Source organism: Streptomyces sp. NBC_00259, from assembly GCF_036181745.1.
Classification (GTDB): Bacteria; Actinomycetota; Actinomycetes; order Streptomycetales; family Streptomycetaceae; genus Streptomyces; species Streptomyces pratisoli.
This window is the reverse complement of the sequence record NZ_CP108080.1, coordinates 3,061,543-3,077,167: the sequence shown is the minus strand read 5'-3', so window position 1 is coordinate 3,077,167 and position 15,625 is coordinate 3,061,543. Positions and strand designations below refer to the sequence as shown.

The 15,625-nt window shown below is 70.9% G+C and carries 13 protein-coding genes; 4 read left to right on the top strand and 9 right to left on the bottom strand.

Annotated features, from left to right (window positions below; genetic code table 11):
• Positions 1-141: 141 nt before the first annotated feature.
• Complete coding sequence (locus OG766_RS13720; protein WP_266378505.1) at positions 142-660, bottom strand: CGNR zinc finger domain-containing protein; 519 nt, start codon at positions 658-660, stop codon at positions 142-144.
• Positions 661-785: 125 nt separating this feature from the next.
• On the opposite strand from OG766_RS13720, the gene OG766_RS13715 reads away from it, so the two are divergent.
• Positions 786-1,148, top strand: a complete 363-nt coding sequence (locus tag OG766_RS13715; RefSeq protein ID WP_266378501.1) for a VOC family protein — start codon at positions 786-788, stop codon at positions 1,146-1,148.
• A 34-nt stretch (positions 1,149-1,182) separates the two neighbouring features.
• Here the strand turns inward: OG766_RS13715 and OG766_RS13710 are convergent, their stop codons facing one another.
• Positions 1,183-2,523 carry a UDP-glucose dehydrogenase family protein gene (locus OG766_RS13710; protein ID WP_266378498.1) on the bottom strand — a complete coding sequence of 447 codons (1,341 nt, stop codon included), beginning with the start codon at positions 2,521-2,523 and terminating at the stop codon, positions 1,183-1,185.
• A gap of 166 nt (positions 2,524-2,689) precedes the next feature.
• Here OG766_RS13710 and OG766_RS13705 point away from each other — a divergent pair, with 166 nt between their 5' ends.
• Positions 2,690-3,847 carry an acyl-CoA dehydrogenase family protein gene (locus OG766_RS13705; protein ID WP_266378495.1) on the top strand — a complete coding sequence of 386 codons (1,158 nt, stop codon included), beginning with the start codon at positions 2,690-2,692 and terminating at the stop codon, positions 3,845-3,847.
• Between the two features lie 74 nt (positions 3,848-3,921).
• On the opposite strand, the gene OG766_RS13700 is transcribed toward OG766_RS13705, so the two are convergent.
• Positions 3,922-4,239, bottom strand: a complete 318-nt coding sequence (locus OG766_RS13700) for an antibiotic biosynthesis monooxygenase family protein (protein WP_266384091.1) — start codon at positions 4,237-4,239, stop codon at positions 3,922-3,924.
• Between the two features lie 107 nt (positions 4,240-4,346).
• A complete protein-coding gene (locus tag OG766_RS13695; RefSeq protein ID WP_266378492.1) occupies positions 4,347-5,582 on the bottom strand; it encodes an LCP family protein in 1,236 nt (411 codons plus the stop codon).
• Between the two features lie 119 nt (positions 5,583-5,701).
• On the opposite strand from OG766_RS13695, the gene OG766_RS13690 reads away from it, so the two are divergent.
• Positions 5,702-6,250 carry an acyl-CoA thioesterase gene (locus OG766_RS13690; RefSeq protein ID WP_266378489.1) on the top strand — a complete coding sequence of 183 codons (549 nt, stop codon included), beginning with the start codon at positions 5,702-5,704 and terminating at the stop codon, positions 6,248-6,250.
• A 51-nt stretch (positions 6,251-6,301) separates the two neighbouring features.
• Here OG766_RS13690 and OG766_RS13685 read toward each other — a convergent pair whose 3' ends face one another.
• Positions 6,302-7,864, bottom strand: a complete 1,563-nt coding sequence (locus tag OG766_RS13685) for an LCP family protein (RefSeq protein WP_443045490.1) — start codon at positions 7,862-7,864, stop codon at positions 6,302-6,304.
• A gap of 169 nt (positions 7,865-8,033) precedes the next feature.
• On the opposite strand from OG766_RS13685, the gene OG766_RS13680 reads away from it, so the two are divergent.
• Entirely contained in the window at positions 8,034-9,056 is a 1,023-nt protein-coding gene (locus OG766_RS13680) for a glycosyltransferase family 2 protein (RefSeq protein WP_266378484.1), read from the top strand.
• Positions 9,057-9,152: 96 nt separating this feature from the next.
• Here the strand turns inward: OG766_RS13680 and OG766_RS13675 are convergent, their stop codons facing one another.
• The 4 genes from OG766_RS13675 to OG766_RS13660 form a co-directional block, all read right to left on the bottom strand.
• Positions 9,153-10,856 (bottom strand): LCP family protein, encoded by a 1,704-nt coding sequence (locus tag OG766_RS13675; RefSeq protein ID WP_266378483.1) that lies wholly within the window; start codon positions 10,854-10,856, stop codon positions 9,153-9,155.
• A gap of 50 nt (positions 10,857-10,906) precedes the next feature.
• The gene (locus OG766_RS13670; RefSeq protein WP_266378480.1) at positions 10,907-12,646 is read right to left on the bottom strand and encodes an LCP family protein; all 1,740 of its coding nucleotides are present in this window, start codon (positions 12,644-12,646) and stop codon (positions 10,907-10,909) included.
• A 248-nt stretch (positions 12,647-12,894) separates the two neighbouring features.
• The gene (locus OG766_RS13665) at positions 12,895-14,076 is read right to left on the bottom strand and encodes an LCP family protein (protein WP_266378477.1); all 1,182 of its coding nucleotides are present in this window, start codon (positions 14,074-14,076) and stop codon (positions 12,895-12,897) included.
• Between the two features lie 709 nt (positions 14,077-14,785).
• Entirely contained in the window at positions 14,786-15,538 is a 753-nt protein-coding gene (locus OG766_RS13660) for a TIGR03089 family protein (protein WP_328725435.1), read from the bottom strand.
• Positions 15,539-15,625 lie beyond the last annotated feature (87 nt).

Below are 15,625 nucleotides of genomic sequence, written 5' to 3'. Positions count from 1 at the left end.
GCGGCGGGCCCGCCCCGTTACGGGGGGCCTCGCCCGTGCCGACGGGCAACGTCCCGCTGGGACCGGGAGCGGGACCGGGACCGGGACCGGGATCGGGGCCGGCCGCCGTGAAGGGGCCGCTCCGTGGTGGGGGCCGCCTCGCTACACCGTGCGTCTCGCCCGGTACGCCCGCATCTTCGCGCGGCTGCCGCAGACCGCCATCGTGCACCACCGGCTGCGGCCGGCCGGGCTCCGGTCGTAGTACGCCCACCGGCAGTCCGCGGCCTCGCACGCCTTCAGCCGCAGCCACGTCCCCTCCGCCACCGCCGCGGCGATCGCCGCCGCCACCCGGGACGCGAGAGCCGCCGGGTCCGCAGGTCGCAGCGTGGCCGTACCCGCCGAGTCCACGCCCACCAGCAGCGGTGCGTGCGCGAGCAGCCGGTCCAGCGCACCCGCTCCGTCCGGCGCCACGCCATGCCCGGCGTGCCCGCCGTGCGCCAGGCACGCGGCACGCAGCGCCTCGCGCAGTTCCTTCGCCGCGGCGACGTCCTCCACCGTCAGCCCGAACGCGTCCCGGCCGTCCGCCGTGTCGAGGGAGTCGGCGCCCGTCTCGATGTCCAATGTGTTGACCAGGGACTCGATCAGCGCGAGTCCTCCGGGTGCGGGCGCCCTGTCGTTCATGGTTGCGACGTTACCTCCCGGGCGCCACCATGGGGTAACGCGTTACCGGTAATCTGCTCATGCCGGTAACGGCGTCGGTCACGCCGACCGACGCTGTACGAGAAGCCGTACGAGAGGAAGAACACATGGCCATCGCCACGATGGGCACCGTCGTCCTGGACTGCCCCGACCCACGCGCGCTCGCCGCCTTCTACGCCGGGATCCTGGGCGGGCGGGCGGAGGCCGACGGCGAGGACTGGTTCACCCTCAAGGGATACGAGGGCACACCGCTGGCCTTCCAGGCCGCTCCCGGCCACGTACCGCCGAAGTGGCCGTCCGCCGAGACCTCGCAGCAGTTCCACCTCGACCTGACCGTCGAGGACCTGGACGCGGCGGAGGCCCAGGTGCTGGCACTCGGCGCCACGCCACTGGACGCCGAGGACCACGCCCGCAGCTGGCGGGTCTACGCGGACCCGGCCGGCCACCCGTTCTGTCTCTGCGCCTGCTGAGACCCGCCGAGATCCGCCGGGCGCCTCCGGCGCCTCAGGCGCGGGGCCGGCCCATCGCGCGGTACGTCCAGCCGGCCTCGCGCCACTTCGCGCCGTCCAGCGCGTTCCGCCCGTCCAGCACGATCCGGCGGGACGCCACCGCCCCCAGCTCCGCCGGGTCCAGCTCACGGAACTCGCGCCACTCCGTCAGGTGCAGCACCACATCCGCGCCGCGCACCGCCTCCAGCGCGGTGTCCGCGTACCCGAGCGTCGGGAAGACGCGGCGCGCGTTGTCCATGCCCTTCGGGTCGTACACCGTGACCTGGCCGCCCTGGAGGTGGATCTGCCCGGCGACGTTCAGCGCCGGCGAGTCCCGTACGTCGTCCGAGTCCGGCTTGAAGGTCGCACCCAGCACCGCGACCCGCGTGCCCAGGAAGGACCCGCCGCCCACGGCCTCGCGCGCGAGCTCCACCATGTGCCCGCGGCGGCGCATGTTGATCGAGTCGACCTCGCGCAGGAACGTCAGCGCCTGGTCCGCGCCCAGCTCGCCGGCGCGCGCCATGAACGCCCGGATGTCCTTCGGCAGACAGCCGCCGCCGAAGCCGATCCCGGCCCGCAGGAACTTCTTTCCGATCCGCTCGTCGTGGCCGATCGCCTCCGCGAGCTTCGCCACATCGCCGCCGGCCGCCTCGCACACCTCGGCCATGGCGTTGATGAACGAGATCTTCGTCGCCAGGAACGAGTTCGCGGAGGTCTTCACCAGCTCCGCCGTCGGGAAGTCCGTCACGACGAACGGCGAGCCCTCGCCGACCGGCGTCGCGTACACCTCGCGCAGCAGCTTCTCGGCGCGCTCGCTGTCCACGCCCACCACGATGCGGTCCGGGTGCAGGGTGTCCTGGACGGCGAAGCCCTCGCGCAGGAACTCCGGGTTCCAGGCCAGCTCGACACCCTCCGGCGCCTGCTCCGCGAGCAGCGCGGCCAGCCGGTCGGCCGATCCCACCGGCACCGTCGACTTGCCGACGACCAGCGCGCCGCCCTTCAGCCGCGGCGCGAGCGAGGTGAAGGCGGCGTCGACGTACGACATGTCACAGGCGTACTCGCCGTGCTTCTGTGGGGTGTTCACACAGACGAAGTGGACGTCGCCGCCGAAGGCCTCCAGCTCGTCCCACGACGTCGTGAAGCGCAGCCGTCCGCTGGAGCCCTCGGCCCCGGCCACGTGCTGGGTGAGCAGCTCCTCCAGCCCCGGCTCGTACATCGGGACCCGGCCGGTGGCCAGCAGTTCGATCTTCTCCGGCACCACATCGAGGCCCAGGACCTCGAAGCCCAGCTCCGCCATGGCCGCTGCGTGGGTGGCGCCGAGGTATCCGGTGCCGATCACGGTGATCTTGAGGGCCATCGAGATGCTCCTGAGGGGTACGGGAGGGACTGCGGGCCCGAGCATAACCGGGCGGGCGCGAGGGCTTTTTTCCGCTGTCGGCAAGCTCACGTATCCCAGGTCAGGGCCGGACCTCTAAAATTTGAGTTACTTAACGGTAGTTAGCGTTGTTGGGGAGTGAGAGACCTTGGCAGGATCGGCCGATTTCGATCTGTACCGCCCGTCCGAAGAGCACGACATGCTCCGCGAGACGATCCGCTCGCTCGCCGAGGCGAAGATCGCGCCGTTCGCGGCCGCGGTCGACGAAGAGGCCCGCTTCCCGCAGGAGGCCCTGGACGCACTGGTCGCCTCCGACCTGCACGCCGTGCACGTACCGGAGGAGTACGGCGGCGCGGGCGCCGACGCGCTCGCGACCGTGATCGTCATCGAGGAGGTCGCCCGCGCCTGCGCCTCGTCCTCGCTGATCCCCGCGGTGAACAAGCTGGGCTCGCTGCCGGTGATCCTCTCCGGATCCGAGGAGCTGAAGAAGAAGTACCTGGGCCCGCTCGCCAAGGGCGACGCGATGTTCTCGTACTGCCTCTCCGAGCCGGACGCGGGCTCCGACGCCGCCGGCATGAAGACGAAGGCCGTCCGCGACGGCGACTTCTGGGTCCTCAACGGCGTGAAGCGCTGGATCACCAACGCCGGCGTCTCCGAGTACTACACGGTGATGGCCGTGACGGACCCCGAGAAGCGCTCCAAGGGCATCTCGGCCTTCGTCGTCGAGAAGTCCGACGAGGGCGTCTCCTTCGGCGCCCCGGAGAAGAAGCTCGGCATCAAGGGCTCCCCGACCCGCGAGGTCTACCTCGACAACGTCCGCATCCCCGCCGACCGCATGATCGGCGCGGAGGGCACGGGCTTCGCGACGGCCATGAAGACCCTGGACCACACCCGCATCACCATCGCGGCCCAGGCTCTCGGCATCGCCCAGGGCGCTCTCGACTACGCCAAGGGCTACGTCCAGGAGCGCAAGCAGTTCGGCAAGCCGATCGCCGACTTCCAGGGCGTCCAGTTCATGCTCGCCGACATGGCGATGAAGCTGGAGGCCGCCCGCCAGCTCACGTACGCGGCCGCCGCCAAGTCCGAGCGCGTCGACGGCGACCTCACCTTCTTCGGCGCCGCGGCCAAGTGCTTCGCCTCCGACGTCGCCATGGAGGTCACCACGGACGCGGTCCAGCTCCTCGGCGGCTACGGCTACACCCGCGACTACCCGGTGGAGCGCATGATGCGCGACGCCAAGATCACGCAAATTTATGAGGGCACGAACCAGGTCCAGCGCATCGTCATGGCCCGCAACCTGTCGTAAGCCCCCCGGTACCGCGACACGAGGCACCCCGCTGAGCGGGGTGCCTCGTGCCGTTACCGGCCCGGGCCATCGCGTCAGACCGCGCGGGCCAGTTCGAAGCTTCCCGTGGTCGAGTCGGTGCAGAGGGCGCGGCAGGCGGCGAAGAGGCTTTCGAACTCCGGGTGGCTCCGCCAGGACTTGAGGGAGTCGAGGTCGCGCCAGGAGGAGAACGAGACGAAGTGGGTGGGCTCGTGGCGGTCGCGGATGAGCCTCGCCCAGAGGAAGCCGTCGACCGACTCCTTGGTCCAGGTCAGGAACTCCGTCCAGCGCTCCAGGAACTCGTCGGCGTTCCCCTCGGCCACCCGCCAGTTGCCCGAGGCCCAGTACCGGCTGCCGTCCGCCGCGTCCGCCATCGCGCTCACCGCCCGCCTCCCATGATCGCCGTACTTGGCAGGGTAGGGCGGGTGTGGCAGGGCCGCGAGGCGGGCGGGTGGCGGACGGTGGTGGCCGGCAGCGGCGGTCAGTTCCCGGTGACGGTGACCTTCTCGTCGTTCTGGATCTGGTTCACCAGTTGGCGGACCTTCTCCTTGTCCCAGACCAGGTTTCCGCCGCGGCTGCCGGAGATCGGCATGTTCATCGACGTGCCGTCGCCGCCGCTGATGCCCTTCATCGCGAAGAACATCTCACCCAGGTCGAACAGCGACATGTCCTTGTCGACGATCAGGGTGTCCAGGCCCGAGCCGAGTGTCGGGTAGAGCTTGAACGGGTTGAGGATCGTGCCGGGGGTGGCGGCCTGGTTGGCGAGGGCCGCGAGGAACTTCTGCTGGTTCTTCGTACGGTCCAGGTCGCTTCCCGCGAAGGCGTAGCGGGTGCGGACGAAGGCGAGAGCCTGCTCGCCGTTCAGGGTCTGCTTGCCGGCCTGGAAGTCGGCGCCGGACTTCTTGTCCTTGAAGGCCTTCGGGATGTCCATCTCGACACCGCCGAGGGAGTCCACGATGCCGGCGAAGCCGGCGAAGCCGATCTCCGCGTAGTGGTCGATCCGCAGGCCGGTGTTGTGCTCGACGGTACGGACCAGCAGTTCGGGGCCGTCCTCCGCGTACGCCGCGTTGAGCTTGACCCGGCGGCCCTCGGCCGGGAAGGTCTTGCCGGACTCCGAGCCCACGAAGGACGGTATCTCCACGTCCGAGTCGCGGGGGAGCGAGATCATGGTGTTCCCGCTGCCACAGGCGGCGAGGATCATCATCGAGTCGGTGCGCTTGCCGTCGGCCGAGCCGGTGTGGAGCTTCTTCTTCTCCTCGGCGGTCATGCCTTCACGGCTGTCCGAGCCGACGATCAGGTAGGTCGTGCAGTCGCCCTCTTCGGGCCGGTCTATGACCTTGGCGAGGTCGACCTCACGGCGCATCTTGGAGTCGGCCCAGAAGTACGTGCCTATGGAGACGCCGAGCACCGCGACGACCACGACGATCGAGCCGACCTTGAGACGGCGTCGCCAGTCGGGCGCCGGACGGCCGTACGTGGGCGGCTCACCGTACCCGCCGGGGCCACCGTGACCGCCCTGGCCACCGTGACCGCCGCCGGACGGCGAACCGTAGACCTGGCCCGTGTTGTAGCCGCTGTCGTACGGGGTGCCGTACTCGTCGTACCCCTGCGACGGCTGCTGTGGGACGGCTCGTCGCTGCACATGACGCATCACGCGTGCGCCCTCGGGCTCGGAGCCCCGGCCGCCGCGTCCGTATCCATCGGGCCAATCATTCATGCGGAACAGTGTGCAGGCCCGGACCGAGCGGCTGACAGGGCGGGTGACGAATCGCACCGGGGCTGTTGCGAACCTGATGCAATGCATCGCCGTCCAGGTCCCCGCATAGGGTGGAGGGCATGACAGACCAGGCCCAGCACCCGGAGGGCGATATTCCGGGAAAGCCCACATCGGCTTCGCGTACCACCCTCAGCCACATCATGACCCACAGCGACACCAACCTCCTCGGGACGGTGCACGGCGGCGTGATCATGAAACTGGTGGACGACGCGGCGGGCGCGGTGGCCGGCCGGCACTCCGGCGGACCGGCCGTGACCGCCTCCATGGACGAGATGGTCTTCCTGGAGCCCGTCAGGGTCGGTGACCTGGTCCATGTGAAGGCCCAGGTGAACTGGACCGGCCGGTCCTCCATGGAGGTCGGCGTACGGGTGCTGGCCGAACGCTGGAACGAGTCGACGCCCGCGACGCAGGTCGGCTCCGCGTATCTGGTCTTCGCGGCGGTCGACGCGGACGGGAAGCCGCGGCCCGTCCCGCAAGTGGTCCCGGAGACGGAGAAGGACAAGCGCCGCTACCAGGAGGCGCAGATCCGCCGCACCCACCGGCTGGCCCGGCGCCGCGCGATCAAGGAGCTGCGCGAGCGCCGCGCGGCGGAGGGCTACGAGGACTGACGCCTCTCCCTCTCCCTCTCCCTCTCCCTCTCCCTCTCCCTCGTCCGCGCGTCAGCGGCAGAGCACCTCGTCGCCCGTGACCGCCTCGAACGCGCCCCGTGCGCGCGGGGTCTCCGCGCGGACCGGGGTCACCGAGGTGTAGCCGGAGCCCGCCGTGACCTTCAGCGTCGGGCCCTGGCCCGGCACCGGGCGGAGTTCGGCGCCCGGCAGCGCCACGGCCAGGGACCTCGCCGAGCGGTCCCAGCGCGGGTCGTACGAGATGAAGGTGCGCTTCACATTGCGGTGGGCGGCGTTCCGCGGGGCCCGGGTCGTGTCGAAGCCGGTCGCCTTCAGGGCGTTGTCCACCCGCGAGCCGAGGCCGTCCAACTGCGTCCCGTTGTAGACCTGCACCCGGATCTGCTTCGGCGCCACGTCGACGACCTTCGCCTTCGACGGCGCCTTCTCCACACCCTGCGGCGTCAGCGGCTTGTCCTCGCGCAGCGCCCGGAAGAGCCGGTCCGCCTTCGCCGTGTCCCACTTCACCGTCGAGCCCACGCCCCGCACCGGGAAGCTCGGGTCCTTTACGGGCACGGACGTGAACTCGGTCGATGCCGGGCCGAAGCCGCGCATCGTCCTCCCGAGCGTCAGCATCTGGTCGGTGCCGAAGCCCTTGTCGGCCCGGACGGAATTGAGCGCCGTGGTGCTGACCTGGCGCAGCTTCACCGGGTTCAGCAGCACCCCGCTGCCCGTCGCCTGCTCGACGAGCGCCGCCATGAAGCGCTGCTGGCGCTGCATCCGCCCCAGGTCGGCCGCCCCGTCGACATGGCGGGCGCGCACGTACTGCAGCGCCTTCCCGCCGTCCAGCCGGTGGGTGCCCGCCGGCAGGTCGAGACCCGAGTGGGTGTCCTTCATCGGCCGGGCCGTGCAGATCTCCACCCCGCCGACCGCGTCCACCGTCTTCATGAAGCTGGTGAAGTCGACCTCCAGGTAGTGGTCGACCTTCACCTTCGTCAGGTCCTCGACGGTCCGCACGGTCAGCGCCGGACCGCCCTCCGCGTACGCCGCGTTCAGCTTCACCGCGTGCCGGCCGTGCTTCAGCCCGCTGGTCATGTCGGTGTGGGCGGGGATCTCCGCGTACGAGTCCCGGGGCAGGCTCACGATGCTCGCCCGCTCCCGGTCCGCCGAGATGTGCACCAGCATGATCGTGTCGGTGCAGCGGCAGGGTGCGCCGCCGAGCCGGTACTTGTGGCGTTCCTGCTTGGTGATCCTGTCCCGGCCGTCGGTGCCGACGAGCAGGATGTTCGTCCCGTGGCCCGACTCCGGCCGGTTCTTCATGTCCTTGAACGGGTCGATCCGGCCGATCCCGCTGTCCAGCCCCGTCACCAGCGCGTGACCGATCCCACCGATGCCCAGCACCAGCACCGACAGCGTCGTGACCATCCTCATACCCCAGCGGGGCCGCTCGCCCTGCCGTGCGTCGCGCGGCCGCGGAGGCCGGCCGCCGGATCCCCGGCGGTTCGCCGCCGGCCCCTGACGTTGCGCCGCCGGCCGGGGGCGGCCCGCCGTCGGCCTCGGGACCGGCCTCGGGCGGGCCGCCGCCGTTCGCGGACGGGGCGAGCGGGGCGGTGTGGGCACGAGGGGCACCTCCGCGGGGCAGCAGACCGGTGATCCTGTGAACCGTAGGCCCATACGATCTGCGGCAGCGGGAGGCGCGGGCAGGCGCGCATGGGTGTCCCCCGTTCGCGGTAACGTGGCGGGCGATGCCGCCGTCTCCCGGGGCCCGCCCCCGGACCGAAGGAAGCCGATGCCCGCCGCCCCGCCCGCCGTCTCCGTGATCATGCCGGTCCTCGATGAGGAGCGGCATCTGCGCGACTCCGTCCGCCACATCCTGGAGCAGGAGTACGCGGGCGAGATGGAGGTGGTGATCGCGCTCGGCCCGTCCTCGGACCGTACCGACGAGATCGCCGCCGAGCTGGTACGGGAAGACCCCCGGGTGCACACGGTGCCCAACCCCACCGGGCGCACGCCGGCGGCGCTCAACGCCGCGATCAAGGCGTCCCGCCACCCGATCGTCGTCCGGGTCGACGGCCACGGCATGCTCTCGCCGAACTACATCGCGACCGCCGTCCGCCTCCTGGAGGAGACCGGCGCGCAGAACGTCGGCGGCATCATGCACGCCGAGGGCGAGAACGACTGGGAGCACGCCGTCGCCGCCGCGATGACGTCGCGGATAGGAGTCGGCAACGCCGCCTTCCACACCGGCGGCGAGGCGGGCCCCGCGGACACCGTGTACCTGGGCGTCTTCCGCCGTGAGGCGCTGGAGCAGCAGGGCGGCTACAACGAGGAGTTCATCCGTGCCCAGGACTGGGAGCTGAACTTCCGGATCCGTGAAGCCGGGGGACTGATCTGGTTCTCACCGGAGCTGAAGGTCCAGTACCGGCCGCGGCCCTCGGTCCGGGCGCTCGCCAAGCAGTACAAGGACTACGGCCGCTGGCGTCACGTCGTCGCCCGCTACCACTCCGGTTCGATCAACCTGCGCTACCTCGCCCCGCCGACCGCCGTCTGTGCGATCGCCGCGGGCCTGGTGGTGGGCGCGGCGGTCCATCCGCTCGGCTTCGTGATCCCGGCCGGCTATCTCGCGGCGATCGCCGCGGGCTCGGTCCCCGCGGGCAAGGGCCTGTCGCTGAAGGCCCGCCTCCAGATCCCGGTGGCGCTGGCCACGATGCACATGTCGTGGGGCTTCGGCTTCCTGACGAGCCCCCGCTCGCTGGCGCAGAAGGTCATCGCGAGCCGCCGCCCGGCGGTCATGGCCTCCACCCAGGCCTGACGACGGCGTCGGCGCGGCCCTGACCGCGCCCCGAACAGCGACGAAGCGGCCGGGCCGTTCCCCTCGGGGAACGGCCCGGCCGCTTCGCTTCGGTCCCTACCAGCGGTAGGGCGCGTAGACGTCCATGCATTCCGTCTCGTTCGCACCGTTGAGCGCGTCGGTGTCCTCCCTGGACAGCGTCGGCGCCGCCGACTTCGGGAAGGTGTCACCGGTGCGCCAGTCGGCACCCACGACGACGGTCACGCCCGACACGTCCGTGGACTTCTTCACCGAACCCGCCGGGATTCCCAGCGACTTGGCGACCGCGTAAGCGTCCCCCTCCAGCTCGGCACTGGGGTAGCGGACGACCGTCTTCGCCATCGGGTTGCTCGTGCTGTCCTGGGAGGCCCGGGCGTAGCCCTTGTCCTTCAGCACGCCCGCGACATCGGTCGCGCGGCCCCGCACCGATCCCTCCTGGGCGGTGTGGGTGCCGTTCTGCACCAGCACCCCGATCTCGGCGGCCGGGGCCGCGGGATCCTTGGGAGCCGCGGCGGGCTTCGGCTTGGAGGTGGGGCCCTTGCCGTCCAGCGGGATGTCGTCGCGGACCATGCGCCACACGTTGTCCGCCTTCTCGGGGGCGGGCAGCACCCGGTTCTGGTCGTACGGGTCCTGGATCCACGGCATCGTCAGCATCTCGATGCGCTCCATCGGTACGTCCTTGAGCTGCATGCCCAGGTCGAACAGCTTCTTGACCGTGCCGATCTCCTCGGAGACCTGGAGCGACTTGGTGGCCGTCTCCGCGAGGTCCATGAGCTGCCCGGTGTCGGTGAACGCGTTCTGCTTCTTCAGCTTGCGGATCACCGAGTTCATGTACATGTGCTGGGCCTTGGACCGGCCCATGTCGTTGTAGAAGGCGTGCCGGGTGCGCAGCCACTGCAGGGCCTGCTCGCCCTCGACGGTCTGCGGGCCCGCCTTCAGCTTGAGGCCGGAGCCGCCCTTCACCATCGCCGTGGGCCTGTCCCAGACGTTCTGCTCGACGCACACGTCGGCGCCGCCGACCGCGTCGGACATGGCCACCACACCGGCGAAGTCGACCGTCATCCAGTGGTCGATGTAGACCCCGGTGAGGCTCTCCCAGGTGAGCAGGGTGCAGCCGGGACCACCCCGCGCCAGGGTCTCGTTGATCAGCGTCCTGGTCGCCTTGTACGTCTTCTTGGTGGCGGGATCCACGCACTCGGGCACCTGGACCCGGGTGTCGCGCGGGATCGACACGACCGAGGCGTTCTTCCGGTCGGCGGAGACGTGCAGCAGCATCTGCACGTCGGCGAGCGGAGGGGCGTCGGCCTTGTCCCTGGACCCGCCGAGCTGCTGGTTCGCCTTGGAGCTGCGGCTGTCGGAGCCGATCAGCAGGACGTTCAGCGGTGTCTGTCCCGCGGCGTTCGGCTCCGGCTTCTGCGCCTTGCTGTCACCGGCGCTGCGTTCGCCCTTGCGGATGTTGTTGTTGAGGTGCTCGTAGTAGAGGTATCCGGCGGCGGCCGTGCCGAGTATCAGCAGCGACAGCACGGAGGCGACCCAGCGCAGTATCCGGCGTTTGCCACGTCTGCCTGCCTCGCGGCGGGCGCCGCGCCGGCGTCGGCCGTCGCCTCCACCGCTTCCGCCGCCCGGCGTCAGACCGGCCGGCGGTGTACCGTCCGCGTCGCCGCCGCCCGTGGCCCCCTTGCCCAGCGGCTTCTCCTCGTAGAGGCTGTCGTCCCAGCCCCGTTCGCCGGCGTGCCGGACGCGTCGCCGCGTCCCCTCCCCTTGCACGCTGCTCTGTCCCACCCCAGGTCCCCCTGTCGTTCAGGCGCGCCACATGCCCCGGTGAACCGGGGTCACTTGGCGCACACCTGCTTGTCGGCTTCCACCTTGTCCACGTCCGGCACCTTCGCCGGGCCCGTGATGGGCACCCCCGCGCCCTTGAAGTCGGCTCCGAGGGTCAGCACCATCGCTTGCGTGCCCTCGGCGTTCTCGGTGCCGGGCTTGAGCGCCGCGGCGGGCAGACCCATCAGGTCCGCGAGTTTGCGTGCCTGGTCGGCCTGGTTCGGTGCGTACTCCAGCGTCGTCGTGGCGATCTTCTCGGGCGCGTTGCTCTTGTTCGTCGACTTGAGCACGCCCTGGTTGTTCTGCAGCCAGTCGAGGGTCTTCTGCGCGGCCCCCTGGGTGTCGCTGCCGTTGTAGACGTCGACGCGGACGTCGGACGCGTCGGCCCGCGGGCCCTTCAGCAGCGCGGCCTGCTTGCTCTTCGCCGCCGACTCCTTCTTCTTCACCTCGGTGAAGGAGACGTCGTTCTGGATCATGCTGAAGACCTGCGGGGCCTTGACCTTGTCCAGGATGACGGTCGCCCCGTCGGTGTTGTCGACCACCGGCACCGTCATGAAGCTGATGTGCTTGATGTCGATCTTCCCGAGTTCCTCGGCGAGCGCCGTCAGCTTCGGGATGTCGCCGATCGCGCTGTCGACGGTGAGCGCCTGGGTCGCCGCGTCCGCGAGCGCGAACATCTTCTTCGGGTTGCCCAGCGTGTCTTCCTTCATCTGCCGGATCATCGACGCGATGAACTGCTGCTGCTGCTTGATGCGGTCCAGGTCGCTCTCGTTGCCCAGGCCGTGCCGGTTGCGGACGAACGCGAGGGCGTCCTCCCCCTCGACCTTCTGCGGACCGGCCGGCAGATCCAGCTTGGATTCCTTGTCCTTGATGGGCTTCGCCAGGCAGATCTCCACGCCGCCGACGGCGGTCGAGAGGGTCTTCACCGCGTTGAAGTCGGCCATCATGAAGTGGTCGACCGGCACACCGGTGATCTGCTTGATCGTGCGCATCGTGCAGCCCGGGTCGCGTCCGCCCACACCGAAGCTCTCGTTGAAGCGGACGCCGTCCGAGCCCCTGACTATCTCGGTCGAGCCGTCCGCCTTCTTCGTGGGACAGTCGGGGATGTCGGTGATCAGGTCGCGCGGGATGCTCAGCGCGGTCGCGTTGGTCCGGTCCTCGGAGACATGGAAGAGGAACGTCGTGTCCGCGTGGCCCGAGCTGCCCTTGTCGCCGTAGCCCTCGTTGCCCGAGCCGGTGCGCTTGTCCGTGCCCAGTAGCAGGATGTTGACCGGCCCGTCCTTCGTGATGCCCTTGGAGCCCGCGTCACCGACGTCCACCGTGTTGAGGTTTCCGTTGAGCCGCTCGTACACGTAGTAGGCGAGACCGGAGCCGACGACGAGGACGCAGGCCAGGATGCCTCCGGTCCACAGCATCGCCTTCTTCTTGCGGCTCTTCTGCGGCTTGCGCTTGCGCCGGCCGGGACCGGTGGGGGGCGGCGTGCCTCGGCCGCCCGCGCCGCCTGCCGCGCCGCCTGCCCGTGCCGCGCGGCGCGCGCGCTGCTCCGGGACGTCCGTCGCCGGTGCCGCGTCACCAGAGGGACCGCGCCGACGGCCGGTACTTCTGGAGGAGGCGGCGCCGGTGGAGCGGGAGCCGGTCGACTGCCGAGAGGAACGGTCCAGTCGCAGCTCGTAATTGCCCGTCTGCGGGTTGAGTACCCACTGGTCGGCGGGATCGATGTCGTCCGCCTGCCCACGGCTCTGCGCATCCACGGTTGCTTGAGTCCTCCGTCGGTGCCACGCGCGGCGTCCCTCCCCCCGGGAGACGCGCGGTTCGTCGATCCGGTTGTGTGAGACCCGCGGCCGGATGGCCGGATGGCCGGATGGCCGGAAGTACCGGATCGCGTCACACTATCCGCCCAGTTCAGCGCCGGGCGACGTCCGTGACAAATTCCACGCCGCTTACAACTGGGCAATCCACCCAATCGTCATGGACCGCCGACGAGTCCTTGGTGAGCGCTTTACTTGCACATGCCCGAAGTGGCGTTGGTGCCGGAAAACGTGGGTGTCGCCGACGGGTTCTCGGAGCCCGTACCGCTGTCGCTCTCCGTATCGGTGCTGTTGCTCGGCGTCTTGCCTTTCGGCACCACCTTCACCGGTTCGTCCTTGCGCAGCCGCTCGAAGAGCTTGCTCGCGGCCGGCTGGGCGAGCACGTCGCGGTTCGGGTCGTACGGATACGACCGGCGCGGCACCGTGAGGAACTGCACGCGGTTCGTCGGCACGCCCCGCAGTGAGCGGGCGACGTCGAAGAGGGCCTTGAGGGAGTCCAGGCCGGGGTCGGTGGTGAGCGACTTGGTCGCCGCGTCCAGCACGGGGTAGAGGCGGGTCGGATTGAGCAGCACCCCGTTGCTCTGCACCTTGTTGAAGAGTGCGCCGAGGAACTGCTGCTGCCGGTCCATGCGGTCGGTGTCGCTGCCGTTGCCGAGGGTCTTCCGGGCGCGGACGTAGCCGAGGGCCTTCTCGCCGTTCAGGTTCTGCTTCCCGGCCTTCAGCCGCAGATGGGCCTCGGGGTCGTCGATCGGCTTGGCCAGGCAGACCGTGACCCCGCCCACGGCGTCGACCATGCTCTTGAAGCCACGGAAGTCGACCACCATGTGGTGGTCGATCCGGACGCCGGTGAGCCGCTCGACGGTACGGATCGTGCACGCGGCGCCGCCGACCGCGAAGGCGGAGTTGAACTGGGTGTACTGCGTCCGCGTGCGGGTGCCGTTCGCGGTGCGGCAGCTCGGGATGCCGACCAGCAGGTCGCGCGGGACGGAGACCGCCGTCACGCTGCGGCGGTCGCCCGCCAGGTGCAGCAGGATCGTGGTGTCGGATCGCTGGATGCCCTTGTCGCGGCCGTACGCGTCGTTGCCCGCGCCGGCGCGGCTGTCGGAGCCGATCAGCAGGATGTTCTCCGCGCCGTTGGGCGAGGGCAGCGGGCGCTCCTTGTCGTACCGTTCCAGCTCCTCGGCGGCGGTGAGGTCCGTCCCGATGTTGCCCTCGAGCTTCCGGTAGAGCCACCAGCCGACGCCCGAGAGGGCGAGGACGAGGAACGACACGCAGAGCGCGATCCACCGGAGGCGACGGCGCGACCTCCTGACCGTGACGTGCCCCGTCGCGGGGTCGTCCGGTTCGGCGGGCGGGCCGGCGCTGTCGGTCACGGTTGCGTCCGTCCTTGCGGTGGTTTGTCTGAGTACGCACCGCCGATGATGTCCCGGAGCCGACGCTCAGGCGCGTGGGCTCGGCACGTAATGAGCCGTACGAGTGCACTTCGCGGCCCCGGCCAGGCCGTTGTGCGGGTCGGGCCGTGACGCGGGCGCGCGGGCGTTCCGCCGCGCGGGCAGGGCGCCGGGCAGGCGGGGCGCCGGGCCGTGCCGGCAGCCGCGGGGCCGTTGTGCCGGTCGGACACCTGTGTCGGCTGGACCGCCGCCGCGGGCGCGCTGGCATGCCGCCGCCTGGGCGTGGCGCCGGGGCATGCCGACAGGCGCGACGCCCGGGGGGCCGTTGTGCCGGTGGGGCCGTTGTGTGGGCCGGACACCTGTGTCGGTCGGGCCGCTCTGTCGGCCGGACGCCGCCACGGGCGCGCTGGCGGGACGCCGGGCCGTGCCGACAGGCGCGACGCCTGCAGGGCTGTGGTGTCGGTCGGATGCTGTGTCGGTCAGGCCGTTGTGCCGGTCGGGCCGTGACACGGGCCTGCGGGCGTGCCGCCTCGCGGGGCAGACCGCCGGGCAGTTGCCGGCCGGCGCCGCGCCCGCCCGGGCCGTGGTGTCGGCTGGACCGCCGTGCCCGTCGGGCCGTGCCAGCTGAACCGCCGTGCCCGCACGCCCGTGTCGGCGGTCAATCCGCAGTGCGGCCAGACCGCCCTGTCGGTCAGGCCGCGGTGCCGGTGACCCGTTCGCTGTCGATCCGCTTCGTCAGGCCCTCCGGGGACAGCTGGTCCAGGTTCCGGCAGAGCACGACAGAGCCGCCGGCCGCGAGGGGCGCGTACAGACCGGCGGAGAGGCCGTCCCAGGTGTCGTACGGACGTCCCGACAGCAGCCGCGATCCGGCGGTGAGCCCCAGCTCCGCGGCGTCCGCGCGGGCGCGCTCCACGAGCTGGGTGCCGGTCAGCTCCGTACCGGCGACGGCGAGCGCGGGAGCGTCCGGATCGACGGGTACGTACGGTACGAACCGGTCGCCCTGGCTCGGGACCTCCACGGCGTAGTCGGCGAAGCCCTCCGGCGCCTGCGGGAACCGGCCGCCGAGCGGGCGCAGCGCGAGCGCGATCCGCTCGCCGGAGCAGGCGCGCGCCGCCGCCAGGCCGTCCGGGCCGCTCACGACCAGGTCCGCGCCCGCCGGGTCGCCGCCGACGTCCGCGACGACACCCACCGAGGAACAGGCGAGCAGCCACACCGCGGTCTGCCAGTGCGCGGGCAGCAGCAGCGCCAGCCGGTCGCCCGGCTCCGCGGACAGTCCGTCCTGGAGGAGATTCGCCGTCTTGGCCACCCAATTGGCGAAGGTGGCGACGGACAATTCCACGCGCTCACCGGTGGCGTCGTCGTAGAAGGTGACCAAAGGGCGTGCGGGGTCCGCGGCGAGCGCGGATCGCAGCAGGTCGGCGGGGGTGCGGTCGCTGGCGTTCACCCGCGCAAGGGTACGCCGCGCCGATCGAGCGGGCGGGTCCGTCCCGGTGACGGCGTCCCCCGTACGGAGCGACGATCCGTCAGATCT

Bases quoted from the DNA above. Each gene is read 5' to 3' on its own strand.
- OG766_RS13720 (WP_266378505.1), bottom strand. From the start codon at position 660: ATGAACGACAGGGCGCCCGCACCCGGAGGACTCGCGCTGATCGAGTCC.
- OG766_RS13715 (WP_266378501.1), top strand. From the start codon at position 786: ATGGCCATCGCCACGATGGGCACCGTCGTCCTGGACTGCCCCGACCCA.
- OG766_RS13710 (WP_266378498.1), bottom strand. From the start codon at position 2,523: ATGGCCCTCAAGATCACCGTGATCGGCACCGGATACCTCGGCGCCACC.
- OG766_RS13700 (WP_266384091.1), bottom strand. From the start codon at position 4,239: ATGGCGGACGCGGCGGACGGCAGCCGGTACTGGGCCTCGGGCAACTGG.
- OG766_RS13695 (WP_266378492.1), bottom strand. From the start codon at position 5,582: ATGAATGATTGGCCCGATGGATACGGACGCGGCGGCCGGGGCTCCGAG.
- OG766_RS13690 (WP_266378489.1), top strand. From the start codon at position 5,702: ATGACAGACCAGGCCCAGCACCCGGAGGGCGATATTCCGGGAAAGCCC.
- OG766_RS13680 (WP_266378484.1), top strand. From the start codon at position 8,034: ATGCCCGCCGCCCCGCCCGCCGTCTCCGTGATCATGCCGGTCCTCGAT.